The 26,652-nt window shown below is 42.0% G+C and carries 17 protein-coding genes and 2 tRNA genes; 16 read left to right on the top strand and 3 right to left on the bottom strand.

Annotated features, from left to right (window positions below; translation table 11 throughout):
* Positions 1 to 28: 28 nt before the first annotated feature.
* On the bottom strand, positions 29 to 1,507 hold the full coding sequence (crtID, locus tag J3P43_RS00200; protein WP_255897739.1) for a bifunctional phytoene desaturase/3,4-desaturase: 1,479 nt from the start codon (positions 1,505 to 1,507) through the stop codon (positions 29 to 31).
* A gap of 106 nt (positions 1,508 to 1,613) precedes the next feature.
* Here crtID and J3P43_RS00195 point away from each other — a divergent pair, with 106 nt between their 5' ends.
* From J3P43_RS00195 to J3P43_RS00185, 3 genes are read left to right on the top strand one after another with little or no spacing between them, the layout of a single operon-like run.
* On the top strand, positions 1,614 to 2,132 hold the full coding sequence (locus J3P43_RS00195) for a hypothetical protein (RefSeq protein ID WP_255897738.1): 519 nt from the start codon (positions 1,614 to 1,616) through the stop codon (positions 2,130 to 2,132).
* Positions 2,125 to 2,808 carry a lycopene cyclase domain-containing protein gene (locus J3P43_RS00190; protein ID WP_255897737.1) on the top strand — a complete coding sequence of 228 codons (684 nt, stop codon included), beginning with the start codon at positions 2,125 to 2,127 and terminating at the stop codon, positions 2,806 to 2,808. The genes J3P43_RS00195 and J3P43_RS00190 overlap by 8 nt, the downstream gene beginning before the upstream one ends.
* Entirely contained in the window at positions 2,808 to 3,044 is a 237-nt protein-coding gene (locus J3P43_RS00185) for a cytochrome b5 domain-containing protein (RefSeq protein WP_255897736.1), read from the top strand. The genes J3P43_RS00190 and J3P43_RS00185 overlap by 1 nt, the downstream gene beginning before the upstream one ends.
* A gap of 49 nt (positions 3,045 to 3,093) precedes the next feature.
* Here the strand turns inward: J3P43_RS00185 and J3P43_RS00180 are convergent, their stop codons facing one another.
* Positions 3,094 to 4,014, bottom strand: a complete 921-nt coding sequence (locus tag J3P43_RS00180; RefSeq protein WP_255897735.1) for a PfkB family carbohydrate kinase — start codon at positions 4,012 to 4,014, stop codon at positions 3,094 to 3,096.
* A gap of 106 nt (positions 4,015 to 4,120) precedes the next feature.
* On the opposite strand from J3P43_RS00180, the gene J3P43_RS00175 reads away from it, so the two are divergent.
* A tRNA-Asn gene (locus J3P43_RS00175) sits at positions 4,121 to 4,194 on the top strand.
* A 140-nt stretch (positions 4,195 to 4,334) separates the two neighbouring features.
* Positions 4,335 to 4,403, top strand: a tRNA-Leu gene (locus J3P43_RS00170).
* Between the two features lie 661 nt (positions 4,404 to 5,064).
* On the opposite strand, the gene J3P43_RS00165 is transcribed toward J3P43_RS00170, so the two are convergent.
* The gene (locus tag J3P43_RS00165) at positions 5,065 to 6,234 is read right to left on the bottom strand and encodes a LacI family DNA-binding transcriptional regulator (protein WP_255897734.1); all 1,170 of its coding nucleotides are present in this window, start codon (positions 6,232 to 6,234) and stop codon (positions 5,065 to 5,067) included.
* A gap of 677 nt (positions 6,235 to 6,911) precedes the next feature.
* Between J3P43_RS00165 and J3P43_RS00160 the strand changes: the two genes are divergently transcribed.
* From J3P43_RS00160 to J3P43_RS00110, 11 genes are all read left to right on the top strand, one after another.
* Positions 6,912 to 9,953, top strand: a complete 3,042-nt coding sequence (locus tag J3P43_RS00160; protein WP_255897733.1) for a SusC/RagA family TonB-linked outer membrane protein — start codon at positions 6,912 to 6,914, stop codon at positions 9,951 to 9,953.
* 129 nt (positions 9,954 to 10,082) lie between these two features.
* Positions 10,083 to 11,762 (top strand): RagB/SusD family nutrient uptake outer membrane protein, encoded by a 1,680-nt coding sequence (locus J3P43_RS00155; RefSeq protein ID WP_255897732.1) that lies wholly within the window; start codon positions 10,083 to 10,085, stop codon positions 11,760 to 11,762.
* Positions 11,763 to 12,143: 381 nt separating this feature from the next.
* On the top strand, positions 12,144 to 13,448 hold the full coding sequence (locus J3P43_RS00150; protein ID WP_255897731.1) for an acetylxylan esterase: 1,305 nt from the start codon (positions 12,144 to 12,146) through the stop codon (positions 13,446 to 13,448).
* 388 nt (positions 13,449 to 13,836) lie between these two features.
* The gene (locus J3P43_RS00145; RefSeq protein ID WP_255897730.1) at positions 13,837 to 16,083 is read left to right on the top strand and encodes a glycoside hydrolase family 3 N-terminal domain-containing protein; all 2,247 of its coding nucleotides are present in this window, start codon (positions 13,837 to 13,839) and stop codon (positions 16,081 to 16,083) included.
* Positions 16,084 to 16,552: 469 nt separating this feature from the next.
* The gene (locus J3P43_RS00140; protein WP_255897729.1) at positions 16,553 to 16,678 is read left to right on the top strand and encodes a hypothetical protein; all 126 of its coding nucleotides are present in this window, start codon (positions 16,553 to 16,555) and stop codon (positions 16,676 to 16,678) included.
* A 529-nt stretch (positions 16,679 to 17,207) separates the two neighbouring features.
* Positions 17,208 to 21,068, top strand: coding sequence for a galactose-binding domain-containing protein (locus J3P43_RS00135; protein ID WP_255897728.1), 3,861 nt, complete (start codon positions 17,208 to 17,210; stop codon positions 21,066 to 21,068).
* A 247-nt stretch (positions 21,069 to 21,315) separates the two neighbouring features.
* Entirely contained in the window at positions 21,316 to 22,995 is a 1,680-nt protein-coding gene (locus J3P43_RS00130; RefSeq protein WP_255897727.1) for a GMC oxidoreductase, read from the top strand.
* 18 nt (positions 22,996 to 23,013) lie between these two features.
* A complete protein-coding gene (locus tag J3P43_RS00125; RefSeq protein WP_255897726.1) occupies positions 23,014 to 23,583 on the top strand; it encodes a gluconate 2-dehydrogenase subunit 3 family protein in 570 nt (189 codons plus the stop codon).
* 380 nt (positions 23,584 to 23,963) lie between these two features.
* On the top strand, positions 23,964 to 24,410 hold the full coding sequence (locus tag J3P43_RS00120) for a c-type cytochrome (protein ID WP_255897725.1): 447 nt from the start codon (positions 23,964 to 23,966) through the stop codon (positions 24,408 to 24,410).
* Positions 24,411 to 24,474: 64 nt separating this feature from the next.
* On the top strand, positions 24,475 to 25,731 hold the full coding sequence (locus J3P43_RS00115) for a nucleoside permease (RefSeq protein ID WP_255897724.1): 1,257 nt from the start codon (positions 24,475 to 24,477) through the stop codon (positions 25,729 to 25,731).
* Entirely contained in the window at positions 25,728 to 26,612 is an 885-nt protein-coding gene (locus tag J3P43_RS00110) for a hydroxypyruvate isomerase family protein (protein ID WP_255897723.1), read from the top strand. Before J3P43_RS00115 ends, J3P43_RS00110 begins: the two co-directional genes overlap by 4 nt.
* Positions 26,613 to 26,652 lie beyond the last annotated feature (40 nt).

The following is a 26,652-nucleotide window of genomic DNA, read 5'->3' as shown; positions in this document are numbered from 1 at the left end:
CTTTAATCAAATTAATCGATAATCATGTTTATCTATCTAAAATTTTGATCGCTTCCGCAGCCGCGACCCGGCCAGAAATTATAGCCGGGGGAACGCCAGGACCCGGTACCGTTAACTGTCCGGTGAATAATAGATTTTTTATTTTTTTAGATCTCATTTTAGGTTTCAGAAATGCTGTTTGCATCAGGGTGTTTGCCAGCCCGTAAGCATTTCCTTTGAATGAATGGTAGTCGTCTACAAAATCATTAATCGCATAACTACGTTTTACTACAATGGATTGCCTGATGCTTTCTCCGGTAATGTGTTCAAAGCGGTTGAGTAACATGTCGAAATATTTTTCCCTCAACTCTTCGGTGTCTTCTATCCCGGGAGCTAAGGGCATTAAAAAGAAGAGGTTTTCGCCATCATCGGGGGCCGACGAAGGATCCGTTTTCGAGGTGCAGGATACGTAAAAAAGAGGTTTTTCCGGCCACTGCGGAGTTTCATAGATCTCTCTGGCATGTTGCTCCAGGTCTTCATCAAAGAAAAGATTATGATGAAGAATATTGTGAACCTTCTTGTTGAGCCCAATATAGAAGAGAAGTGAGGAGGGAGAGAGAACCCTTTTGTCCCAATATCCAGGACTGTAATTCCGATGTTCTTTTTTAAGAAGGTACTGATCTGTGTGCTGATAATCGGCATTTGAGATGATCATATCTGCCGGATGAAAGCCTTGATCTGTTTCTATCCCAATAGCCATGTTTCCTTCGGTCCGTATTGCTTTCACTTCCTGGTTAAGACAGATTTTTACCCCGCGCTCGGTAGCGATTGATGTCATCGCTTTCACTATTTCGTTCATGCCCCCAATGGGGAACCATGTGCCTAAAACTAAATCAGCATAGTTCATCATGCTGTACAGGGCCGGAGTGTTTTTTGCCGTACCGCCCAGGAATAAGACTGGAAATTCAAGGAGCTTCAAGAGTTTCGGGTGCTTGAAGTATTTTTTTAAATGCTTGCTAATACTTGTGAATAGCTGAATTTTAAAACTTTCTTTCAGAAGCCCCAGATCCAGGTATTCGGTAACAGAGTTGGAGGGGCGGAAAACATAATCGCCCATGCCGGTTTTATACTTGAACTCGGCTTGCTCTAAGAAGTCGCGCAGATTTGAGGCCGATCCGGGTTCCATGCTTTCGAAGAGTGTTTCCAGTTCGTTCAGTTTTGCCGGAATGTCTGTGCTGTCATTCTTTGTCCAATAAATCCGGTAACCGGGATCGAGGCGCTTCAAATCGTAAAAGTCGGAAGTCGTTTTACCGAAAAGCTGGTAAAACTCTTCAAAAACCTCCGGCATCCAATACCAGCTGGGGCCCATATCAAATTTAAATCCGTCGCTCTCCCATGTTCTCGCCCGGCCACCGGGCTGGTCGTTCTTTTCATAAATGGTTACATTATGACCTTTGCCAGCAAGGACAGCTGCTGCAGCCAGGCCCGCAAAGCCCGAACCGATGATGGCGATACTATGCTTGTTCATTGGCGTAAATGTAAAAAAGAAGCGTATCTAAATTGTTTTTTGTTCATGCCGCGGTATTTTTAAGATAATACGAAACTATCGAGTATAGTAAATACGTTATATTTCCATGATAAGATTGATTGCTCTGTTTCTGTTTTTTCCAGGGTTAGTGTCTGCCAATGATCTTCCGCAAATCCGGAAAGAATATTATGCTGCTGTAAATGACGGTAAAGCTGCCGAGAAGTTTTACAACAAGCTTAAGAAGATCAATTCTTCAGAGCCCCTCATAATGGCCTATTTCGGGATCTCACAAGCCGTTAAAGCCCGACATGCAATAAATCCGTATAACAAATTAAGCTATCTCAGAAATGGAATGAAAATTCTGAACTCTGCTGTTGCTAAAAGTCAGGATGATCTGGAAATCAGGTTTTTGAGATTCAGTATCGAGCATTACATACCATCTTTTTTGGGATACAGTCAGCATCTTGAGTCCGACCGGAAAAAAATTATTGAACTCTCCAAGCAGAGAAGATTCGGTGCCATGGATAAACCACTTCTGTTAAATCTGCTTAAATTCATGAAAGAGACGGAGCGATGCAAGCCGCAGGAAATCGCTATCTTGGACGAGTCGATTAATAATGGATAAACACCTCACTTACCTGCTTATTAATTTTTTCACACTCTTTTTCCCTGTTGTACTTTCGTTCGATAAACGGGTTCGTTTTATTAAAAACTGGCGACATATTTTTCCGGGATTAATTATAACAGGCGGGCTTTTTCTTTTCTGGGATTATCTTTTTACCATATATGATGTGTGGTCTTTTAATCCGGAGTACGTTATTGGCCTCTATATATTAAACCTTCCGTTAGAAGAGATCTTGTTTTTTGTTACAGTGCCTTTCGCCTGCTTATTTATATACGAATGCCTTAATTACTATGTAAAAAGAGATGTTCTCAAAGCTGCGAGCACTTCCATCACGTTAGTTTTATTGGTCCTCTCGATAGCTATGCTCATCTTTTTTTCCGGTCGCGTTTATACTCTGATCACCTTTGGCTTGCTGCTGGCTCTTTGTATTTATTTACTGTTAAAGCGCCCGCCCTATATGGGTCGATTTTATTTGGCCTACCTGGTGTCTTTGGCGCCCTTTTATGTGGTTAATGGAATTTTGACCTCCATACCTATTGTGCTATATAATGATGCGGAAAACCTCGGATTCAGGGTTGGTACCATTCCATTTGAAGATCATTTTTATTCGCTGGCTATGTTACTGCTCAATGTGATATTTTTTGAATTCTTTAAACAAAAGAGTCAATCTGCCTGATGGAGCTGCCAGTTTATACCAGGAAACAGCTTTCCCTTCGTAACGGGCAAGACAAGCCGGAAATCTGGATTGCATATGCGGGGGTGATCTATGATGTTTCGACCAGCAGGCTGTGGCAAAACGGCAAGCATTACGAACATTGGGCCGGGCAGGACCTCAGTGAGGAGCTAAAAGATGCTCCGCATACCATATCGGTTTTTGAAAGGTTTAAAGCGATAGGAAGATTAGCACCTTAAGTGTTAAAGTAATGCAGCTGGCCAAGTAATGTGCCAACTGCATATTTTTTTATTGCTCGATTACGAAGCTGCTCAGATTCACAAACTCTTTGATCCTTCCGGCAATTTCTTCTTCGGTAAGATTTTTAATTCTTTCGGTTCCAAACTTCTCCACACAGAATGATGCCAGGGCCGAGCCATAGATTATCGCATTCTTCATGTTGTTAAAGTTGATGGTTCCTACTTTGGCGAGATATCCGATAAATCCGCCGGCAAAGGTGTCGCCTGCGCCTGTTGGATCGAAAACTTCGGCTAAGGGTAATGCAGGTGCAGAGAAGATCTTATCCTCGTTGAAAAGCAGAGCGCCATGCTCCCCTTTTTTAATGATAAGATATTTAGGCCCCATCTGAAGGATCTTTTTAGCGGCTTTCACCAGAGAGTATTCGCCAGAAAGTTGCCGCGCCTCGGCGTCGTTTATAGTTAAAACATCAACAAGCTTCAGCGTTTCGAGAAGATCGTCCATGGCCACATCCATCCAGAAGTTCATGGTGTCGAGTACTACGAGCTTCGGGCGATTAGTCAGGCGCTTGATAGTGGTTTGCTGGATCTGAGGCGTAAGGTTTCCTAAAAGGAGGTATTGACAGTCCTGGTAAGAGTCGGGTATGATCGGATCGAAATCTGCAAGAACATTTAATTCTGTAGCCAAAGTGTCGCGGCTATTCATGTCGTTATGATATTTTCCAGCCCAAAAAAATGATTTCTCGCCTTCTTTTATCTGTAAACCTTCCACATCGATGCCATGATCTTTAAAAACCTGAATGTCTTCGCTCTGAAAATCATCACCAACCACACCAACGATTTTAACTTTATCAAAGAAGTAAGAAGCTGCCAAACCTGCGTAAGTAGCTGCTCCGCCCACTATTTTGTCTGTTTTTCCGAAGGGAGTTTCGATAGCATCAAAGGCTACGGTCCCGATAACAACTAAGCTCATAAATATTTCAAAAAAATTGAACACAAATATTGCATAAATAATTTAAAATCCCGACTATTGCATTCCCAAACGGGAGACAAGTTTAACTTGTTTCATAACCAGGAATTCCCGAATAGCTCAGCTGGTTAGAGCATCTGACTGTTAATCAGAGGGTCGCTGGTTCGAGCCCAGCTTCGGGAGCTTAGAGAAAGCCTCTCAGTGTGAACTGAGGGGCTTTTCTGTTTTAGGGTATTAGTAAAGCCTTCTTAGAATCTCTAAGAAGGCTTTCTTGTTTAATGTCGTTTTTTGAGGGCGAGATAAGGAAAGTGCGATAGAAATTTGCTAGCTCAGCTGGTTAGGCATCCCGATGTAAAATCGGGAGGGTCGCTGGTTTGAGCCCAGCTTCGGGAGCAGAAACCTCACAGAAATGTGGGGTTTTTTTATGCGATACACATTAGAATAGCTCAGATGGTTAGAGCATCCCGATGTGAAATCGGGAGGGTCGCTGGTTCGAGCCCAGCTTCGGGAGCTTGATAGCCAAGCAGTTAGCCCCACTTACCCAAGTGGGGCTTCTTTATGTGCACAAAATTTGCACAAAAACGCCTCTGATAACGGAAAATATTTCTTTAGGATAACCTTTGCGGTTTCAGATGGAGACCTGACTAGTCTATGGCTATATTTTATTTGTGCACATCTGTGTGCACCGTCCAAAATTATCTTAGTTCTCGGTCTGCTATTTGTGGATTCCGAGAGTGTCTCCTTGGGGAATGAAGCCCACTTACGATGACGTTTATTTTCTAAAAGCAAGCTTTCTTGTATTATCATGAGCATTCCGGCATTTTAAATATTAATAAATATCGGAAGCAAAGGTGATTTTATCGAAGGTGCCGTATTTAAACCGTTATTCCGACTTCTATTCAGCGAATAGGGGAAGTAAATCAAATCCTTTGAAAACTTAGGATTGTTTCAGCAAAAAAACGCTTATCAGGGAATTAATAGAGTTTAAGCGATCCCGATCCGGGAAAGGAGGCCTAGCGGAGCTGAATAAGCTGGTAACATAAGTAAGAAAACTTATTTCTGCTTTAGGCTTGATTCCCTTACGACGAGGTGTCCTTCAATGGTATGTACTTTTGTTATCTGTCCAAATTCGTTTTTCACTTGATCTAAAAACATCTGCATTGAGGTTTCTCCAATTTTCGACGTTTGTACATCATAGGTTGTCAGGCCCGGTTCTATCAATTCACCCATAAGATCATTGCCGAAACCAGCTACAGCGATCTCAGCGGGGATTTGAATGTTCTTCTTTCTCAGATGCCGGATGACATATATGGCTGTACGGTCAGAAATACAAAATATCGCATCTGGTCGTTCTTTCATATCTAACCAACGATCAACGATTTCAATTATGCTGTTGTAAGTATAGTCGGTATAGGCGATCATGGACTGCTCTATTTCTATTAGGTGTTTTTTATGAATGTTTAAATAGCCCTTAAGCCGCTCTTCTGTTATCAGAAGTGATCTCGGCCCCAAAATTATACCTATCTTTTTGCACCCCTGATTCAAAAGGTGCTCAATAACCAATTCAGCTCCTTCTGTATTTTTAGCAACGACACTAATAGTTTCAGAATCTTTGTTTACGCGATAAAAGTTAATAATCGGAATTCCTCTTTTTCGATAAATATTAACATGGTCAAAATTAGTGGTCTCTATTGAATGACAAATAAGCAAGCCGTCAACACGACTATCCATTAAAAGGTGCACATTTTCTACTTCATTTAAATATTCTTCATTCGACTGGCACATCAAAACCTTGTACCCGTTTTGCGATGCAACTTTTTGTACACCGCCTAACATAGACGAAAAGAACGTTGCTTCTAAATTTGGAATAATAACACCGACTGTTTGACTTTGACTGTTGGCAAAACTTCGCGCTAATAAATTCGGATGGTAATCCATGGCAATGGCCATTTCTTTGACAGAGATTTTTGTAGAAAGACTAATATCGGGATGATCATGTAACGCCCGGCTGACGGTAGTTGCGGATATACCCATTGCCTTACCTATATCCAATATGGTTGTCTGATAATTTTTTCTCGATTTGTTTTTTGCCTTCCTGTTTTCATGATTGAGCGTGAAATTATAGTTACACTCTTTACAAAAATAGCGTTGTTTTTTTCTGATAAATCCAGATCTTAAAATAGTTTCGACCTTATTGCACTTTGGACATTTGACGCGTGGCATAGCTCTCGATTTAATATTAATTGGCTTACAAATTTAAAATATTTCTATCTATCGAAATCGATAACACAAACGATTGCGATAGAAAAAATGCTTCCATCCGGCATCCAGATGTTGGTTTTTTATGCTTAAAACTATAGGTTTAGCTTGTAATTAATAAAATGGAAATGAGGGATCCTATATTAATGCAATTGCAAACCAATTAAAACTTAATTAATAACATATGAAAAAATCACTACTCAGGTTTCACTACTTTTTGTGGTTAAACGTCCGCTCATAGAATAATATTAGAGCTGTGGTATAGGATGAATGGAGCTTGCCTTAGCCGGTAGCCCTTCCTGAAATTTCAGAGACCTTTTACCGGAGCAGCTAAAAACGTAAACGGTGAGTTAGCATTGCCGCTTCACTGGAATTGAGAGCAGAAAACGTCGATGTTCGGTTTGTGCAGGGTTTTGTTAACGCTTACTTAGTTTCTTAGGCTAATTAAAGTATAAAGAGTTTACTGAGCCTTGCTCAGGAATTAGATATAGGTGAACTAAAATCAGGTAAGGCAAACGAGAGCTATTCTAGATTGCACTTATAGTGCGCTTTGCAATTTTAGGTCACTTCAATTAAACGAATACCAGAATGTCAAGTAACAATCTTTCTAAACAATTTAAAGTAACTAATTAAGTTTTATTATGAAGCAATCATTATTAGTTTTATTACTGTTGTTCGGGCTGCATTATACAGTTCAGGCACAGACAAAAACAGTGGAGGGCAAAGTGCTTGATGCAAGAACAAAAGTTCCGATTGCCGGGGCTACTATCAAGCTAGAGGGCTCCAGGACTACTGCCACTAGCAACGAGCGGGGAGATTTTAGAATTACTGCGCCCGCTGACGCCAAAATTCTAGTCGTCACATTTGTCGGCTATCAGGAACAGATATCAGAAATTACAGATCAACCTCTGGTGATTGGGATGATGACCGAATCTAAGAATCTGGAAGAAGTGGTAGTAGTGGGATATGGAACACAAAGGAAAAAGGATGTAACGGGATCAGTTTCATCCATTAGTGCCAAGGATGTTGGTGACAGGCGTACAGTTCAAATTTCTGAGGCTTTACAAGGTACAATGTCTGGAGTTTCTGTAACTCGTAACAGTGGCGCCCCCGGAGCCGGATCTAATGTGCTGATCAGAGGGATAACGACGATAGGTACCAACGCTCCTTTATTTATTGTAGACGGAATTCCAAATTCAAATATCGATAATGTAAATCCCGGTGACGTAGAGAATATTACCGTATTGAAAGATGCTGCATCTGCTTCTATTTACGGTTCAAGGGGGGCAGCCGGTGTGGTACTGGTAACAACGAAGCGAGCCAAAGCAGGACAGAGTAGTTTTGACTATAACTTTGAATATGGTTTGCAGAAGCCTACGGCATTACCCGAGTATACCAGCAGTCCGGATTACATGCGTTATTTCAATGAGCAGGCTATGAATGACGGTGCTACGGCTGGACCATTTCCTAACGGGTGGATCACAGGGTTTGCAGACAGTTTGGCGAAGAATTTGAACAGATTTCCTTTCTTTAATACAGACTGGCAGAAAGAAGTAATGACGAATTCATATGCACCGAGAGTACGCCACGACCTCGTGTTTACCATGGGTACCGACAAAGTGAAAACAAAAGCATCTCTGGGATACAATAAGTCGGGCGCTTTCTATGATAATTATGATTATGAAAGGTATTTATTCCGAATTAACAATGACTTGAAAATTAGCGATAAATTCAATACAAAGCTAGACGTAACCTACAAGCGCACTCAAACCCAGAATGTTTCGAGCGTTCCCGACGATAACCCGATCTTTTTATCACGGCTTATGCCGAGTGTTTACGGGGCCTACTATAGTGATGGCAGGTATTCAAATGGAAAAGACGGTTTAAACCCTGTAGCACAAATTAATGAAGGGGGCTTTGAAAAAGGCTGGTTCAACCAATTTGGTGCTAGGTTGGCCTTTAACTATACACCTGTAGCCGGACTTACTTTTACCGCTATGGTTGCACCAACGTTTGACCTTGATAAATTCAAAAACTTTAGAAAGCAGATAAACTATTATGATTATGCTAATCCAAGTCAACGAATTGGCCAGAACCGAGCACGAACGTTTTTGGACGAGAACAGAAATGAAAACTTCACCGCTAACGGTCAGCTATTAGCTAATTACACCAAATCTATCAACGAATTGCACAATTTCGATGTACTCGTTGGTTATGAAGAAAACTATTCCACCTTTGAATCCCTTGGTGCATCCCGGGAAGGTTTCGCACTAAACGATTTCCCATACCTAAATGCGGGTTCGTCTGAACTAAGAGATAATAGAGGGTCTGCATCGGAGTCAGCCCTTAGATCATTCTTTGGAAGGTTGCAATACAATTTTAAAAATCGGTATTATTTGCAAGGAAATTTGCGTCATGATCAGTCATCACGCTTTGCTAGTGAATTCCGCAATGCGATATTTCCGTCTTTTAATGCAGCCTGGACCATAAGCGAAGAACCTTTTATGGAAAATATTCCAGCAATATCGCATCTTAAATTACGTGGCGGATGGGGAACTGCGGGCAATGAACGAATTGGAAATTATCCGTATCAGGCCATCATCTCCTTTAGCAACTCTTTATTCTATCAAAATGGGTCAGTAGTTCCTTTAACTGGCGGAGGGCAAGTAGAATATGCGATGAACAATATTAGCTGGGAAACAACGTCAAGTACAGACCTTGGTGTCGATGCAACATTCTTGAATAACCGACTAAACTTGTCTGCCGGGTATTTCCACAAAAAAACTGAGGATATTCTGCTGCGTCTAGACATTCCCAATTATTTAGGGTATGATAATCCATTCCAAAACGCAGGTACTCTTCAGGCCAAAGGCTGGGAACTTGATTTAGGATGGAGGGATAAAATGGGACGAGATTTCAATTACTCTTTTTCTATGAATCTTTCCGATACAAAGACAAAGGTGCTCAATTTGAAAGGAACCCAGTTTAGAGGCGATCAGGCTATCCTGGAAGGCGGAGAATTCAATGAGTGGTTCGGTTACAGGTCTAATGGACTGTTCCAGAATCAGGCCGAGGTTACCGGAGCGGCAGTGATTAATGCTAATACGAAACCCGGTGATGTAAGATATGTAGATATCAATAAGGATGGCAAGATTACGCCGGAAGGGGACAAAGTATTTTTGGGAGGCTCGATGCCAAGATACAATTATGGTGGTACCCTCCGGATGGATTACAAAAATCTGGATTTTGGTATGGTGGTGCAAGGTGTTGGAAAGAAAAATAGCGTTTTGAGTCAGGATATCACAAGGCCATTTCAAGCAGCGTTTGGCAATATGCCATTGGGAATGGTGGGTAATTTCTGGAGTCGAAACAATACACCTGAACAGAACTTGGCAGCAAGATATCCGAGATTATCCCGAACCTCTGAAGTTAATAACTATGAGATGTCTGATTTTTATATGATCAGCGGAGCCTATTTCAGGGTAAAAAATCTGACGCTTGGTTATACCCTTAAAAGCAAAGATCTATTGGCGAAAGCGGGGATAAAGGCTTTAAGAGTTTATGCTACGGCGAATGATGTAGCCGTATTTAGTAAATTTCCTAAATACTGGGATCCAGAAGCTGGAACCTCGTCGTATCCTATAGTAACTACGTTTCTTGGAGGAGTTAATCTAACATTTTAAGATGTTCTCACCCATTGATATTAAACTTGCTACAACCATTTAATAACAAGCGTTCGAGCGTTAATCTTATGAACTATTTCGATCGATTAAACCACCGGACACGCTTCACTTAAAATTAAATTACGTCAAATGAAAAAGCTAATTTATATATGTCTGGTTTTAACTGCATCAACAGCATGTAGTAAACTGGACCTCGATCCTTTATCAGAAAGTTCATCCAGCACATTTTACGACACACAAGCAGGTCTTGAGCTGGCTGTAAACGACTTGTACCGGCCATCCTTTTTCGGAAATGACAGCGAACAGTTTACCGATAATTTCTGGCATCGTGCTTTGCTTGGAAACTCCGTTACTTTCGGAACCATGGCTGCGGATGATCCTGCAGCCCTTAGCCTCTGGACAAATTCTTATAGAGCCATCGCGCGAGCTAACAGCTTTCTGGCAAATATGCATAAAGCAGCGGGAAATACTCCCGCACCTATCATTGCTCAATATGAAGCCGAGATGAGATTGATTAGAGCATATCAATACTCTAAACTGATCACGCATTTTGGCGATGTACCGTTTTTAATTGAGCCAAAGACGCTTGCGGAAGCAACCGGAATCACACGAACAAATAAAGAAGAAATTTTAACCTTTATTTTCAGCGAGCTCGATTTCGCTGCTGACAAATTACCGGCAAGCTATTCAGCATCTGCTGTAAAACGTCTCACCAAAGGGGCTGCGTTGGCAATTAAAGCCCGAACTGCCTTGGAAATGGGAAAATTTGCTGTCGCTAAAGACGCATCAAAATCGATAATTGATATGGGGCCGGCGGTTTACACGCTGCATCCAAGCTATTCTCAGCTATTCTTAAAAGCTGGTGAAACAAGCAAGGAGATTATTTTCAGCCTCCCAAGGGATCAAGTACAAAATGTATTTAATGGAGCTTTTTATGTTCGTGATTGGATTCCCAGAACTGCGGGTGGTTTTGGTGCACAGATACCTACAAGGGAAGTTGTGGACGCCTATGAGTCTATCGACGGAAAGCCTATTGATGAATCACCGCTTTATGATCCGAAGAACCCTTTTGCGAACCGGGATCCGAGGCTTACGGCTACTATAGTTGAATTCGGAATACAATGGCTTGGGTTTGGATACATGCCTCATCCCGATAGCCTCACCATTTGGAGTTCTAGACTAGGAAGACGTGTTCAAAACAACGATACCCGTGCAAATGCGAATTTTGCCAGCTTTACTGGTTTCCTTTGGAAAAAAGGCGTCGACCAAAGTTGGGTTGACCGCCTGGCGGAAGATAACGATGCAATCCTATACCGGTATGCAGAGGTATTGCTCACCTATGCGGAGGCTAAAATTGAACTTGGAGATGTGGATGCATCAGTACTTAACGCGATTAACCAGGTTAGAGCCAGAGCTTACGGCGTCGCGGTGACGCAGGTGGGGCAATATCCCGCTGTTACGACAACCGATGTGGCCGAACTTAGAAAAGTGGTCCGTCGCGAACGCAGGGTGGAATTTGTTAACGAAGGACTCCGATATATGGATCTAATCCGCTGGAGGCTTGCAGAAAAAGTGTTGACTAAGCCAGTTATCGGTTTACCAGACCCAGCGGTTCAAAATCGGAGTAAATGGCCCTTCCCAGGAGTAACGCCTATTGATGATGATGGTATTCCAGATTATTCAGGATTTGGGTCGGATGTAAAAGTCATTGCACAACGTAACTTTGACAAATCCAGGCAATACCTGTGGCCAATCCCTTCTATTGAACGAATTGGGAATCCTAAACTTACTCAAAACCCAAATTATTAATCACTGATCGCAGGCAATTAAAGACTATTTAGACCTTGGATACAATTATGGCACTTGTTCAGATTGTTAAATACATTTGATGGTTTTAGAAATTAGCCTATTCAGATGACTGTGTATTTGGTGGGTTGGTATTGAGCGTAACTTTTTAGGGGCAGGAAAGTCGACGAAGCATTTGCAGATTAGCGGAGCGTATTCTCACCAGTTAATATTTTACCGGTGAGAGCACCAAATATTGTAAAAGCGACTTGCTTTCTGTCCTTTACGCTTTAAATCCCAAGAACGCAGTAAGAATAACATTGAGCTAGGGAACACTTGTAAGGTCGGCCGTTGACTCAAAATTTTGATTATATTAATCAACAATTACAATTAGCACTATTTTAGATGCAAAATCTTAAATTATTAATATTCTATTTGGTTTTTATCGCCAATATCACCGCGGGATTCGCTCAGCCTGCGGAGCAAATGGTAAAAGTCATAGTCAGTCCAGACCATAATACCTGGGTTTATAAGATAGGTGAGCAAGTCAAATTTAAAGTATCTGTATTCCAGTTTGGGAACCCTCAAAAAGATGTAAAGATCAAATATGAATTTGGGCCTGAACTAATGCCGCCAGTTAAAACAGATTCTTTAATTTTAAATAAAGATGAATTTGAAATAAACGCTGGGACGATGAATACCCCGGGCTTTCTGCGCTGTGTTGTTATAGCAGAAGTTAACGGAAAAACCTATAAGGGTATATCTACCGCTGCCTTTAACCCAGAACTGATTGAGCCTACAGCCATCCTGCCGTCAGATTTTGTGCAATTTTGGGATAAAGCGAAGAGTGACCTCTCAAAGATCCCGATGGACGCCAAAATGACCCTGCTACCTGAAAAGTGCACGGAAAAGGTTAATGTTTATCATCTGAACCTGCAAAACTTCCGGACCGACTCCCGTCTGTACGGTATTTTGTGTGTGCCGAAAAAAGAAGGAAAATATCCCGCATTGTTACGAGTGCCGGGGGCTGGTACACGGCCCTATGGTGGAGATGTAGTGATGGCAGAAAAGGGTGTGATTACATTGGAGATTGGTATTCATGGTATTCCTGTAAATATGGATCTTAGTCAGTACGCTAACCTTGCAGGCGGGGCGCTGAATGGATATCCCGCCTTTAATCTTGAAGACCGCGACAGGTACTACTACAAAAGAGTGTATATGGGCTGTGTTCGGGCGAACGATTTCCTGACAAGCTTACCCCAGTTCGATGGAAAAAATTTAGGCGTTACTGGCGGCAGTCAGGGAGGTGCATTGTCAATTGTAACTGCTGCATTGGATTCAAGGGTGAAGTTTCTAGGTGCGTTTTATCCTGCGCTTAGCGACATGACCGGCTTTTTATTTGGAAGGGCAGGAGGATGGCCTCATTTTTTCAAACAAGGAAATGCCACCACAGCAATTGCTACAAAGGATAAAATTACGACAACAGGGTATTATGATGTGGTTAATTTTGCACGCTACATTAAAGTTCCGGGAATGTATAGCTGGGGCTTCAATGATGATATTTGTCCACCGACATCAATGTATGCTGCATATAATATGATTAAGGCACCAAAAAATTTGTTGTTAGCTGTTGATACGGGGCACTGGGTTTATCCTGAACAAAGAAGCAGTATGGAGACCTGGCTGTATAATCAACTAACAAAGCGCTAATCGACAGGCCGGTATTTCGATGAGTCTGCCTGATTTAATAAAATATCTGCAGATTATCTTAAAGGTATGAGACATTGGCAGCACAGCTAAACAAACCTCTGGTTCTAGAGGAGTCTGGTTTACCTCGCCAAGGGCACTCATTTACTCTCGGTACACCAAGAACATTGAGAGTTGTTCACTATGCCGGGATATTCACCTGTAGAGATTAAGTATGTAAAACAGTAACTATATCGCTGGTTTAAACTTCTGGGTGTTGGCGGTACATCGCGTTCAATATTTCGGTCGATCCTTCCCAGGAAGAATAGGGACTACATAACGCTTTCAACCACGATAAAGCACCTGGAAGATTAAACAATAGTATGCCAAATTCAATAATAAATAAATATACATGAGACTATTAACAGTACTGGTTATCGGAGCTTCTATCAGCTTGAATTCACAGGCGCAGACTCCCTCGTCATCTATCGATAAAAAGGTAAGCGATCTGATTTCCAGAATGACATTGGAAGAAAAAGTGGGTCAAATGACTCAACTTACCATCGAGCCATTCCTTAAAATGGCTAATGGAACACAACCCATATATCCACATCAGATCGATGAAGAAAAGCTTTCTGTAGCAATCAAAAAATACAAGATTGGTTCGATTTTGAATGTGGGCGGAAACGCTCAGACGAAAGAAAACTGGCGGAACAGGATTGCTACGATTCAAAGACATGCACTGCAGGAAAGGCTTAAAATTCCAATCATATACGGAGTTGACGCCATCCGCGGGAACAATTATACTACAGACGCGGTGCTGTTCCCGCACCAAATAGCGCAAGCTGCTTCTTTTAACCCCTCATTGGCAAAGAAAGGTGCTGAAATTACGGCCTATGAAACAAGGGCTTCTTTCCTTCCCTGGAACTTTAGCCCGGTTCTTGATTTAGGCCGTCAGCCTATGTGGCCACGTATATACGAGACATATGGTGAAGATCCTTACCTGGTTGCCGAGATGGGAAAAGCGGTAGTCGCAGGATACCAGGGAAATGGAGCTATTACAGACAAATATCACGTTGCTGCATGTTTAAAACACTTTATGGGATACAGCATGCCGCTTAGCGGACATGACAGAACCCCTTCATGGATCCCTGAACGTGAAATGAGGGAATATTTTTTACCTCAGTTTGCTACTGCTGTAAAATCAGGAGCAAAATCGGTAATGGTAAACAGCGGCGAGATCAACGGGGTACCCGTGCATGCTAATAAACACATTCTTACAGATATTTTGAAAGGTGAGTTGCAGTTTAAAGGCTTTGTAGTTAGCGACTGGCAGGATATTGAATACTTATATCAGCGCCATAAAGTTGCCAAAGACAATAAAGAGGCAGTGATGATGGGTGTAAACGCAGGTATCGACATGAGCATGGTTCCTATGGATTTTACCTTTTGTGAAGCACTTGTTGAACTTGTGAAGGAGGGTAAAGTGCCGATGAGCCGTGTAAACGATGCAGTATCCCGAATCTTAAAAGTTAAATATGAGTTAGGGCTTTTCGAGAACCCAACCGGAAACACTGAAGACTATCCATTATTCAACAGTGCTGAACACAATAAGGCTAACTATGATATTGCCGCAGAATGTATCACGTTATTAAAAAACAACAACGCAGTTCTTCCTTTATCGGTCGGGAAGAAAATACTGGTTACTGGTCCATCGGCTAATAGTATGCGTGCTTTAAACGGCGGTTGGAGCAGAAACTGGCAGGGTACTAACTCTGATACCAGCGAGATAACTAAAAACACCATTTTAGAAGGCATCAGAAGTGTATTTGGGGTCGATAACGTAGATTATACGGAAGGTGTAAATTTTGAAAATGCAATAAATGTAAACGAAGCAGTTTCAAAAGCTGCCAATGCCGATGTGATTGTTCTGTGTATTGGGGAAAACAGCTATACAGAAACTCCGGGCAACATAAATGATCTGAATATCAGCAGCCAGCAAATTGAACTTGCCAAAGCTCTTGCGGCCAAGGGCAAACCAATTGTTCTGGTTCTTACCGAAGGAAGGCCAAGAATTATCTCACAGATCGAACCGGTTGCTTCTGCCGTATTACACACTTACCTGCTGGGGAACGAAGGCGGCAATGTTGTTGCTGATGCAATTGCAGGTAAAATCAATCCAAGCGGAAAGCTACCCTATACCTATCCACGCGCATCTAACAGCCTGATAAACTACTATCACAAATTTACAGAGACGCTTGAAGGACAGGATCCTGCCGGTTATAATCCGCAATGGGAATTCGGCTATGGATTAAGTTATACCACGTTCAAATATTCGAATTTAAAACTGAGTTCAAATGCACTTAATGCTTCAGGCAGCATAACGGCATCAGTAGATGTAACTAACTCGGGCAAAATAGCAGGTAAAGAATCTGTGCTCCTGTTTGTAAGCGATCTGGTTGCGTCCATCACGCCAGAGGCAAAACGATTGAGAGGGTTTGAAAAGATTTTCCTTGCACCAGGCGAGACAAGGACGGTTCATTTCAAGATCACTCCCGATAAATTATCGTTCATAAACATAAACTTAAAACGTGTTACCGAGCCCGGCGAATTTAAAGTACAAATAGGCGACCAAACCGGTACTTTTCAATATAGATAACCTTAAGTAGTGTCTTATCAAAACCGTTGTTAGTACTCAGTAAATTATACTCATTTACATGATAAAAGAATTTTTAATTTCTGTTATTATCAGTGGCTTTAACAGCGTCGGGCTAAGAAGTGTTAGACGCTTCATTCCCGCTCAAGATGTTCGAATGTTGCGCTGAGCTCCTGATAAGTAATTTTGGGTAGTTGGGCTGGTGGCTAACAACGTTATTTAAAACAACAAAAGCATTAAATGAATTGATGCTTTTGTTGTTAATAGCTGTCGAGGCAGATTCCCTCTAATGGGAGTACCGGGAGTATTCGAATGATTTAAAACCCGTGTTACCCGAAATGTTCTAGTGAAGCATTATATTATTATTAGGGAGCTTCTGGTATATCGATTAAAAATATTTCGGTGCAGAGAAAAGCTGCTTCCTTAATAAAAGGTCTACAGAGGAGTGATCTATAAACAAAAAGATCTTTAAATGGAACAAGAGCCACCCTCATTGCTATCAAGAAACGAGCTATCGCTAACAGACGCAGGTACTTCATCCAGGCAAAACATCGCATCTCAAAGCTTTCAAGTTTTAATGGTTGAGCGTAAATCGTAGTTACCATTTTCACCAAACCCGTCTTGATTTTTCCTCAACCCCAGCCTTTAAGTGTGTCGGCCTTATTGTTTTTTAACATTTAACCCCTGGTATAGCAGCCCGTTTTACCATGAATTGCTTTGCAAGCTAAAATAAAATCTATCTCTCGAAAGCGATAACACAAGCGATTGCGATATAAAAAATGGCTTTAGCCGGCTTTCGAATATTGATTTTTTAGGCTTAAAGGCATAAGTTTAGATAGTGTTTAATATAAAATGGGAATTAGAATTTTCCTGTAAACGCCTGAAAACCAGTTAAACCAATTAATTGACATATGAAAAAAGCCGCTGCTCAGGTTTCACTATGTTTTGTGCTTTGGCAGATTGACTCTGTGCTTAAACCTCTGCTCACAAAATAGTATTCGACTTGGGTAAAGGAGAATGAGGCATGCCTATATCGGAGTTACCGTGAGAATCACTTGTCTCTGCCGGAGCTGCTTCAAATAACTGAAATGAATTCTTAATTATAAACCTGTTTTTAATTTAATCAAATGAAAAAACTATTACCTCAGAAAAGATCCTACCTGAGTTTGCTAATGCTTACTATCTTATTATTAGGGTCTAATTTGCAAGCAAACGCTCAGACCAACTGGGCAACCGTACGCATTGGCGGCGGTGGAAGCGTAACCAGCATTAAAGCGCATCCGAAAGTCCCGAACTTGTTTTTTGCAACCACGGATGTAGGAAATCCTTACCGCTGGAACCACAATGCTCAGAAGTGGGAGCCCCTTTTAAACGGAGTGCCGTTTAGCGAGCGCAATAATGCCGCCTGTGGACGTCTGGCGATCGATCCTCAGGACGCTACCGGAAATATTCTGTATGCGACGGTTGGCAAAGAGGCTGATTACTCTAACGGCTGGTCGCCTCCGGGAAAAGTGATTAAATCAACCGATCGCGGAACGACCTGGGTTGACGCAGGGCTTACTATCCGTGTTGCTGCCAATTCAGGTCTGGATAAACGCGGTGGGGAGCGGATTGCCGTAGATCCACAGAACAGCACGGTGGTGTATGTAACCTCGGTTGCCGATGGCACTTACAAAGGAGTTAATTCAGGAACATCATGGAGCAAGATTAATACGCTTAATGGAAGATTTATTGCTTTCGATGTTAGCGGGGGCATGGAAGCAGGGGTAACGAAAAATATTTTCATCGGATGCAGCGATGGCGTTTACCGGAGTACAAATGGAGGAGTGGATTTTACGCTTATGCCAGGCAGTCCTTCTGAGGTGAGACGAGCTGCTATTCACGCTAATGGAACAATGTATGTAACTGCTGGAGCCCCGGAACCAAATACCAACAAAGGAGTTTTTAAATGGAACGGAAGTTCCTGGTCGAATGTTACTCCGCCAATTAATGAGCAATACATTGGAGTGGATGTAAATCCTCACAATAGTGAGGAGGTTATTGTGAACGTACATTCGTGGGCAAGTCCCACTTACCGAAGTAATACCGGAGGGTCAAGCTGGGAAAATTTTGCCAGATCTTTTGATGTTTCTGAAATGCCCTTTAAAAGGGAGGATCATTTTGCAAAAAATATTACGGATTTCGCCTTCGATCCCTTCAACGCCGGGCATGTTTGGTTTACCGATATTTTTGCCGTTTATCAGACTACCAACGTATGGGCTTCTTCGGTGCTCTGGAAGGCTCGGGTAGTTGATTTAGAAGAATTTGTAACGGGGGGAACTATTTTATGCCCTCCGGCGGGGAGCCCAAATAAATTGTTAACCGGAGGGGCAGATCTTGGAGGATTTGATCACAAATCGATTACCGAACCACCAACCACAAGCATGGCTGCACATTTTCCATGGACAACAGACACGCTGTCAGGAAATATGGTAGGAATGGCTGTTCAGGAAACCAATCCAAAGTTTATTGCACGAGTAGGGAGAAGAGGATGGTACGGTCCGCCTTATGGGGGGTACTCCGAGGATGGCGGTGAGAATTACAAAATTTTTCCTACTTACCCACCCGGTGAATCAGGCGGACGGATAGTTGTTTCTGCAACAAACCGGACAATGATTTGGGTAGCGCAGGGACCTTATACCCATACCACTACCCAGCCGGCGACCTACTTTTCTACTAACGGCTATGCCTATCGCTCCACTGATCTCGGAGTATCATGGACGAAAATTACCACTCTGCCTCAAGGAATGGTTCCCGGTAGTGGAATATTCACTGCAAACCACCCGAACCCGATAGCTGCTGATAAAGTAAATGGCAATAAATTTTATGCTTATCACTACACGAAGTTTTATGTAAGCGAAGATGGAGGAGAGAACTTTTCCGTAATAAATCCAAACTTGCCGTATATAACAAATAACAATTATGCAAAAATAGAAACAGTGCCAGGTAAGGAAGGGCATATCTGGCTTGCGTTAGATGGAGCTGGATTAAGGTATTCTAACGATGGAGGGGTAATCTTCACAAAAATCCCCAACGTTCAATCAGTCAGGTTAATGTCTGTTGGAAAAGCTTTATCCACCATTCCGGCAGTATACGTAATGGGAGAAGTAAACAATACTTTTGGGATTTTCCGTTCGGATGATAATGGTGCCAACTGGACCCAAATAGACAATGCGAACTATAGGATGGGAAATGAACCCAATACAATGGGCGCTGACCGTGAAGTTTATGGAAGGGTATTTATAGGTACTAACGGAAATGGAATTTATGTAGGCTCCGTGTCAACACCCGTTGCGCCGGCAACTTTAATGGCGAGTGCTTCGGGCGCTAACCGGATCGATCTTTCATGGACAGATAACACCAATAATGAAACCAGCTTCAGGATTGAACGAAAAGAAGGGACGGGGAGCTATGTGCTTTTAAGCAATGCACCGGCTAACGCAACGTCTTTTTCCGACAACAGCGTATTACCGGGTACTTCTTATTCCTATCGTATAAGATCAGAAAGTAGTAATGGAAGTTCTGTCTGGTCAAATGAAGCCAGCGCTACTACTTCTGTTTCCGTTAAACTAGCCATCACCGGTTCTACAGCAGGATACGACGATGGCACTAACACCAAAGCAAAGTCTTATGATGGCAATACCACTACGCGTTGGTCAGGAAGCGGAGTATTGTCCAACACTTGGATTACATATGATTTAGGTGCAGATAAGACGGTAAATTATCTCAGACTGATGTTATATAATAGCCATCTTCGAACTAATCCCATTAAGGTGGAGATGGGCGATGGCAGCACCTGGACACAGGTCTGGTCAGGAAATACTGCCTTAACAACTGGATTTCAGACTATCGATATAGCCGATAATACTAACCGGTATGTTAGAATAAGCCTGACAGGTCCAAATTCTGAAGGCACTAACTGGTTTCATGTTAATGAAACGGAAATTTATGGAACTGATCCCGCAGGGCCGGCAAATTTAAAAGCGATCACTTCGGGTTCCAATAGCATTAATATTTCATGGACGGATATTAGTATTAATGAAATCCGCTTCACAATTGAACGAAAACAAGGGACGGGGAACTATGTGTTTTTAAGTAATGTACCGGCTAACGCAACGTCTTTTTCAGACACAGGCTTACTTCCGGTTACTTCTTATTCTTATCGTATCAGATCAGAAAGCAGTAATGGAAATTCTGCATGGTCAAATGAAGCCAGCGCTACTACTTCTTCTGTTCCTGTTAAACTAGTTATTACCGGATCTACAGCAGGATACAACGATGGAACCAACACCAAAGAAAACTCTTACGATGGTAATACCACGACCCGTTGGTCAGGAAGCGGCGCAGTGTCCAGCACCTGGATTATATATGATTTAGGTGCAGATAAGACAGTTAATTATCTTAAACTGATGATGTATAACGGAAATACCCGAACTAATCCGATTAAGGTGGAGATGGGAGATGGCGTCAACTGGACACAGGTTTGGTCAGGAAGTACTGCCTTAATAGCTGGATTTCAGACTATAGATATAACAGACAATACCAATAGGTATGTTAAAATAAGCCTGACAGGTGCAAATTCTGACGGCACTTTCTGGTTCCATATCAATGAAGTGGAAATTTATGGAAATGTCCCTGTAGCATCTGCAGCGCCAATTTCCAGTTCGAAAATGGCTGAAACTGCAATTTTAAGTGAGTTTGAATCAACCAATTCGAATTCGGTTAACGTTTATCCTAACCCGGTAGGGCAGGAAATGCATGTTTCAGTAACCAAGCTACAGCCCGGAGCCACGTTACAATTTTATAATCTTTCCGGATCACTGTTGCTCTCTTTGCCATTGAGGAACTCTACAGAGAATGTATCCATGCATGGGTTTACCCCAGGGGTATATTTTGTAGTTGTAAAAAATGGAAATGAAGTGACTACCAAAAAAGTTCTGAAGCAATAGTTTAGTAAAGAGGCTGTTCTCATAAAGGGGTCAGCCTCTTTATTGTCATAATAAACAGTTTATGAAATACATTATCTAATTAGTGTTTTACAAAAATGTGTGAATATCCGCAATTGCTAAAGAAGGGAATTCCTCTTACCGGAACTGAAAATTATGGAGGCCTTACTAAGTTTGAAAGATTCCGTTATTTGACAAGGGAACAAGATAATGAATGGCAGAATACCCAAGTAACTGCTACTGAATGATCATGGCTGATAACACATATGATGCAATTGTTGTAGGCTCAGGTATAAGTGGTGGATGGGCGGCTAAGGAGCTTACTGAAAAAGGTTTAAAAACGATTATGCTCGAAAGAGGGCGCAATATTGAACACATTCAAGATTATCATTCTCCAAATAAACACCCCTGGGATTTCCCGCACCGTGGCGGACCTACACAGAAAATGATTGAGGATTATCCTGTATTAAAAAGAGACTATGCGCTCAGCGAAAAAAATCTTGATTTCTGGGTAAATGAGAGGGAGAGTCCTTATACTGAGATTAAGCGTTTTGATTGGTATCGGGGCTATCACGTGGGTGGACGTTCTTTAATGTGGGGAAGACAAAGTTATCGTCTCAGCGAGATGGATTTTGAGGCCAATGCCAAAGACGGTATTGCTGTTGATTGGCCAATCCGTTATAGTGACCTTGCTCCCTGGTATAGCTATGTTGAAAAATTTGCAGGTATCAACGGCTCCAGAGATGGCTTACCACAATTACCCGATGGTGAATATCTGCCGCCTATGGAAATGAATGTTGTGGAAAAAGATGTGGCTGCACGCATTAAAGCACATTATAAAGGTACCAGGCATATGATCATGGGCCGTAGTGCTAATCTCACAGCTCCACACCATAACAGATCTAACTGTCAGTATCAAAGTAAATGCTCTCTCGGCTGTAATTTCGGGGCCTATTTTAGTACGCAATCTTCTACATTGCCGGCTGCAGTAGCTACGGGTAATTTAACCCTGCGGCCCTTTTCTATAGTTACACGAATTTTATACGATAAGGATAGCAGAAAGGCGAAAGGAGTAGAAGTACTTGATGCTGAAACCCATCAAACCTATGAATATTTTGCCAAAGTTGTTTTTGTATGTGCTTCCACCCTTAATTCTACCTGGGCGTTGATGAATTCTGCAACAGACATCTGGCCCGGGGGATTAGGAAGCAGCAGCGGTGAGCTTGGTCATAACCTGATGGATCACCATTTTCGTTGCGGAGCATCAGGCATTGCCGAAGGATATGAAGATAAATACTATTTCGGGCGCCGGCCTAATGGAATTTATATACCCCGCTTTCGCAATTTGGATGGAGATAAGCGCGATTATATCCGTGGTTTCGGTTATCAGGGAAGGGCGAGTCGCGAAGGGTGGAGTCGTGAAATAGCTGAATTAACTATTGGAGGAGCATTTAAAGATGCGCTATGTGAACCCGGTCAGTGGAGTATGGGTATAGGTGCTTTCGGCGAAATCCTGCCTTACCATGAAAATCGGGTAACACTTGATACAAGCAAAAAGGACAAATGGGGTTTGCCGGTATTGGCTATTGATTGCGAGATCAAAGAAAATGAGAAAAAGATGCGCATTGATATGATGCAGGATGCCAAAGATATGCTGGAGGCAGCTGGTATAAAACAGGTAAAGACGTATGATTCCGGTTATTCAATGGGTCAGGGGATACACGAGATGGGAACAGCGCGTATGGGCAGAGACCCTAAAACATCGGTACTTAACCAGCATAACCAGGTATGGGATGCAACCAACGTATACATCACTGATGGTTCTTGTATGACCTCCTCGGCATGCCAAAACCCATCACTCACGTATATGGCATTAACTGCCCGTGCGGTTGATCATGCCGTTGGTGAAATGAAAAGAAGAAATATATAAGCGTATCATTTAAACGCTATGGATAGAAGAGAAGCTATAACGAGGGTTGGCTGGTTATTAGGAGGATCGATAATAGGTGCCAATATTTTTCTGAAAACAGGATGTAAACCCTCCCCCAAACAGGTAAGCGAGTTGTTTAGCCAGGATGAGGTTAATTTACTTAATGAAATTGCTGATACCGTCTTACCAGAAACAAGTTCACCTGGAGCAAAAGCAGCCAAAGTTGGAGATTTTATGACGGTAATGGTAAAGGATTGTTATAAGCCTGAAGATCAGAAAGTGTTTTTGGATGGTTTAGATAAGCTTAGCAAAAGCTTTAAAAGCCAATATGGTGAGGATTTTATCGAAAGCGACCCCAAGCATCGTACAGCCTTCTTAACTGCGTTGGATATTGAACAAAAAGAATACATGGAAAGCAAAAAAGAGGAAGATGCTTCTCACTATTTCCGCATGATGAAGGAATTAATACTGTTAGGTTTTTTTACTTCGGAAATTGGAGCTACAAAAGCCCTAAGATATCTACCTATACCAGGAAGATATTCTGGCAATGTTCCATACAAAAAAGGAGACAGAGCCTGGGCAATTTAAGTAGAATATAGCAATGACAAAAAAACTTGGTTAGGAATGATTGGCGGCGGTGACGGTGCATTTGTTGGTGCCGTTCACCGTATCGCCTCTCAAATAGATAACCCTATAAAAAGGAGACAGAGCCTGGGCAATTTAAGTAGAATATAGCAATGACAAAAAAACTTGGTTAGGAATGATTGGCGGCGGTGACGGTGCATTTGTTGGTGCCGTTCACCGTATCGCCTCTCAAATAGATAACCCTATAAAAAGGAGACAGAGCCTGGGCAATTTTAGTAGAATATACGGGTGACTGAAAAATCATTTGATGACTTTGCTTCAGCTGGCCACAGCTCCTCATTTAATAAAAAAGTTCTTGGACTAAAATAGAATTCACAAATAACATGAAAAAAGCCTTAATAATGTTTTGTGTTTGTGCGGCAATAGCTGCCTGCACAAATGATTCGACAACAGAAAATAATGAGGATAAATTGGCCGCAAGCGATCGGGCTACACTCTCCTCCCCATCAGAAGGAGATACGTCAATGAATCATACTGGCGCTAATCGTACCGCAGAATCTCCTCCCACCGGGGCTTATGTCAAAGGTGCTCAACTCATTTCCGCTTCCGACTGTTTAGGTTGTCATAAAGAGGATCAGAGACTTGTAGGCCCATCCTATCAGGAAATTGCCAAAAAATATGAAGCAAATGAAAACGATGTGAATTATTTGGCTGGGAAAATAATTAAGGGCGGAAGCGGCGTCTGGGGTGAAGTTCCAATGAGTCCTCATCCTGCAGTAAGCGAAAATGATGCAAAGGAAATGGCTAACTACATTTTGTCTTTAGATTAAACTGCATTGGATATCTGATTAGCTAAATACCAAACGCGCCGTAATACACCAAAATTAACTAACCATGACCCTTACAACCCGTGTTAAATTATCAACCATGATGTTCCTGGAGTTTTTTATCTGGGGAGCCTGGTTTGTAACCCTGGGAACGTTTCTTAGCAAAAATCTGGGCGCCAGCGGAACCCAAATAAGTTTAGCATACCTCACTCAATCCATTGGGGCTATTATTGCACCTTTCATTATAGGCTTGATTGCCGACCGCTTTTTTGCCGCGCAAAAAATACTGGGCATTTTGCATCTGGCTGGAGCTGTATTATTATGGTTTGCATCCCGCTCAGCAAACTTTGATGGATTCTTTCCAGGCATATTAATCTATATGATTTTGTTTATGCCTACCCTGGCATTAGTGAATTCGGTTTCGTTCAGACAAATGAAAGATCCAGGTACGGAGTTTCCACCTGTTCGGGTGCTCGGAACTATCGGCTGGATCGTTGCAGGATTGACTATCGGATGGCTAAACTGGGAGCAGACCGGCCAGTTGGCCTTAACTTTCCGCATAGCAGCCATTGCTTCGGGATTAATGGGTTTACTAAGTTTTACATTACCAGACACGCCTCCCTTAAAAGGAGATTCAAAAACTACACTTACAGATGTATTAGGACTGGATGCGATCCGCTTACTTCGCAGCCGATCTTATCTGTTGTTTTTTCTTGCATCGGTGGCTATTTGCATTCCACTTGCGTTTTACTATAACTTTACGAATCTCTTCTTAAATGAAGCAGGAATGAAATCAGCTGCCGGGGTGCAATCGCTCGGACAAGTTTCTGAAACATTATTTATGCTTCTGATTCCGTTCTTTTTCGTTCGTTTGGGAGTGAAAAAGATGCTGGCAATAGGAATGCTCGCATGGGTGTTGCGCTATATTCTGTTTGCCTTTGGCGATGTCGGACCGAATTATTGGATGTTGATCGGTGGAATTGTTTTACATGGAATTTGCTATGATTTCTTCTTTGTTACCGGGCAGATATATACAGATAACCTTGCGGGCGAAAGGTTTAAAAGTGCTGCCCAAGGCATGATTACACTGGCTACTTACGGAGTTGGAATGCTTATAGGCTCTCTTGTATCGGGTCCAATAATAGATGCCTATCAAACAACAGAAGGGCATAACTGGCAAATAATCTGGTTGATCCCTGCGCTGATAGCGGCTGTGGTATTACTGTTGTTTACCATATTATTCAGCGATAAAAATGCTGTTAATAAAACTGTTGCAGCCGAAGAAGAATTAATCAGTGTTGATCCCATAAATCCCGCAGTATGAATTTAAATCAAAACCGTCGCACGGCTGTGAAAACTATTTTAGCCGGAGCGGCTGCATTAACCACTTCAGGAATGTTACTATCAGAACAAGCACAGGGAGGCGAAAAGTCGTCAGAACTCAAAGGAAATATCAATCATTCGGTTTGCCGATGGTGCTATAGTTCTCTTTCACTTGATGAATTGTGCTCTGTAGCTAAAGAAATAGGTATAAAAGCCATTGATTTAGTAGGACCTAAAGACTGGCCAACGCTTAAAAAGTTTAGCCTTTACTCATCTATGTGTAATGGCGCCGAGATAAACCTTGTGGATGGTTGGAATCACACAGAAAATCATCAGACTCTTATAAAAAGGTATTCAGAGATGATTCCTATGGTAGCAAAAGCAGGCTACAAAAATTTAATCTGCTTTAGTGGTAACCGTAGGGGAATGGATGATGAAACCGGATTGAAAAATAGTTCAGAGGGCTTAAAGCAAATTTTAGCAATAGCAGAGAAGTACCATGTGACGATTGTTATGGAGCTTTTGAACAGCAAAGTTAATCATAAAGATTACCAGTGCGACAAAACTCCATGGGGCGTTGAATTGGTAAAACGTTTGGATTCTGAGAACTTCAAATTACTCTATGATATCTACCACATGCAAATTGATGAGGGAGATGTGATTCATACCATCAAAGAAAATCATCAATACATTGCGCACTACCATACAGCAGGCGTTCCAGGAAGGCATGAAATTGATGAAACTCAAGAACTGAATTACCCTGCAATTATGAGAGCAATTAAGGAGACTGGATTTAAAGGGTATGTCGCCCAGGAATTTATTCCAGTACAGGAGGATAAAATTGCTTCCTTGAGAAAAGCTGTGCAGATCTGTGACGTATAAAGAAACTTAGTTTAAAACAATCTTTATTCAACCAGAAGTT

This window comes from Paradesertivirga mongoliensis, from assembly GCF_024436395.1.
Classification (GTDB): domain Bacteria; phylum Bacteroidota; class Bacteroidia; order Sphingobacteriales; family Sphingobacteriaceae; genus Paradesertivirga; species Paradesertivirga mongoliensis.
The sequence above is the reverse complement of the archived record's forward strand: the minus strand, read 5'-3'. Positions and strand labels throughout refer to the sequence as shown.

Coding starts and splice junctions, on each gene's coding strand:
- crtID (WP_255897739.1), bottom strand. CDS start 1,507: ATGAACAAGCATAGTATCGCCATCATCGGTTCGGGCTTTGCGGGCCTG.
- J3P43_RS00195 (WP_255897738.1), top strand. CDS start 1,614: ATGATAAGATTGATTGCTCTGTTTCTGTTTTTTCCAGGGTTAGTGTCT.
- J3P43_RS00190 (WP_255897737.1), top strand. CDS start 2,125: ATGGATAAACACCTCACTTACCTGCTTATTAATTTTTTCACACTCTTT.
- J3P43_RS00185 (WP_255897736.1), top strand. CDS start 2,808: ATGGAGCTGCCAGTTTATACCAGGAAACAGCTTTCCCTTCGTAACGGG.
- J3P43_RS00180 (WP_255897735.1), bottom strand. CDS start 4,014: ATGAGCTTAGTTGTTATCGGGACCGTAGCCTTTGATGCTATCGAAACT.
- J3P43_RS00165 (WP_255897734.1), bottom strand. CDS start 6,234: ATGCCACGCGTCAAATGTCCAAAGTGCAATAAGGTCGAAACTATTTTA.
- J3P43_RS00160 (WP_255897733.1), top strand. CDS start 6,912: ATGAAGCAATCATTATTAGTTTTATTACTGTTGTTCGGGCTGCATTAT.
- J3P43_RS00155 (WP_255897732.1), top strand. CDS start 10,083: ATGAAAAAGCTAATTTATATATGTCTGGTTTTAACTGCATCAACAGCA.
- J3P43_RS00150 (WP_255897731.1), top strand. CDS start 12,144: ATGCAAAATCTTAAATTATTAATATTCTATTTGGTTTTTATCGCCAAT.
- J3P43_RS00145 (WP_255897730.1), top strand. CDS start 13,837: ATGAGACTATTAACAGTACTGGTTATCGGAGCTTCTATCAGCTTGAAT.
- J3P43_RS00140 (WP_255897729.1), top strand. CDS start 16,553: ATGGAACAAGAGCCACCCTCATTGCTATCAAGAAACGAGCTATCGCTA.
- J3P43_RS00135 (WP_255897728.1), top strand. CDS start 17,208: ATGAAAAAACTATTACCTCAGAAAAGATCCTACCTGAGTTTGCTAATG.
- J3P43_RS00130 (WP_255897727.1), top strand. CDS start 21,316: ATGGCTGATAACACATATGATGCAATTGTTGTAGGCTCAGGTATAAGT.
- J3P43_RS00125 (WP_255897726.1), top strand. CDS start 23,014: ATGGATAGAAGAGAAGCTATAACGAGGGTTGGCTGGTTATTAGGAGGA.
- J3P43_RS00120 (WP_255897725.1), top strand. CDS start 23,964: ATGAAAAAAGCCTTAATAATGTTTTGTGTTTGTGCGGCAATAGCTGCC.
- J3P43_RS00115 (WP_255897724.1), top strand. CDS start 24,475: ATGACCCTTACAACCCGTGTTAAATTATCAACCATGATGTTCCTGGAG.
- J3P43_RS00110 (WP_255897723.1), top strand. CDS start 25,728: ATGAATTTAAATCAAAACCGTCGCACGGCTGTGAAAACTATTTTAGCC.